Source organism: Flavobacterium sp. FPG59 (assembly GCF_002150205.1).
GTDB lineage: Bacteria > Bacteroidota > Bacteroidia > Flavobacteriales > Flavobacteriaceae > Flavobacterium.
Genome location: NZ_MTCA01000414.1, coordinates 1 through 786, shown reverse-complemented (window position 1 = coordinate 786; position 786 = coordinate 1). Strand labels below are relative to the sequence as shown.

At 32.6% G+C, this 786-nt stretch carries 1 protein-coding gene; it reads right to left on the bottom strand.

All coding sequences use genetic code 11. From position 1 onward, the window contains the following. Positions 1–177: 177 nt before the first annotated feature. Positions 178–552 (bottom strand): deaminase domain-containing protein, encoded by a 375-nt coding sequence (locus FPG59_RS16370; protein WP_217875977.1) that lies wholly within the window; start codon positions 550–552, stop codon positions 178–180. Positions 553–786 lie beyond the last annotated feature (234 nt).

The following is a 786-nucleotide window of genomic DNA, read 5'->3' as shown; positions in this document are numbered from 1 at the left end:
GAAATAGATGTTATAATTAAAATCAAATTTTCTAAAATATGATTATTTTCTGGATGAATCCAAAAATCCAATCCCATTCTAGAAGTTGCTTGTTCAAATGAATCCCCCTGTTCCATATAAAGGAAAATAGATTTATATAAAGTTGCTATAAGCTCAAAATAACTCCAATTTTTCATTTTAAAAGTCAATTAACATGTTTCCATTATTATGAATGATTTCTATTTCTAACTTTTGATATTTTTTAGAAAATAATTCTATAACATTACTACAACTATTACAAGGTGCTCTTTCAGTAAAAAGTCTAATTTTCCCAGTTGCATTAACATTTTTGCCTAATTTTTCAGCAATTTCTGTTAGTATTTTATATTCAGTATCAATGTTTCTATCAACTAAGTCTCCTAAATTATTTTTTTCAGGTGCCCGATAGCGCGGATTTGCAATCCGTGCCCAGAACGATGAGCCACAGCCATAATTCATGCCCACAAAGCAAACCCCGATAGCCCCGATAGCGCGGATTTGCAATCCGTACCCAGAACGATGAGCCGCAGCCATAATTCATGCCCACAAAGCAAACCCCGATAGCGCGGATTTACAATCCGTGCCCAGAACTATGAGCCACAGCCATAATTCATGCCCACAAAGCAAATCTAAACCAAAAGAAATAAATTAAAGCTATATGATTGTTTTATTTGTAGCTTTTATTGTATTTTTAAATAAAAAAATGTCAACAAAATACAAAACAACAACAACAGATCAGGCATATTTTATAACTATTACAACAGTAGG

Bases quoted from the DNA above. Each gene is read 5' to 3' on its own strand.
- FPG59_RS16370 (WP_217875977.1), bottom strand. From the start codon at position 552: ATGGCTGCGGCTCATCGTTCTGGGTACGGATTGCAAATCCGCGCTATC.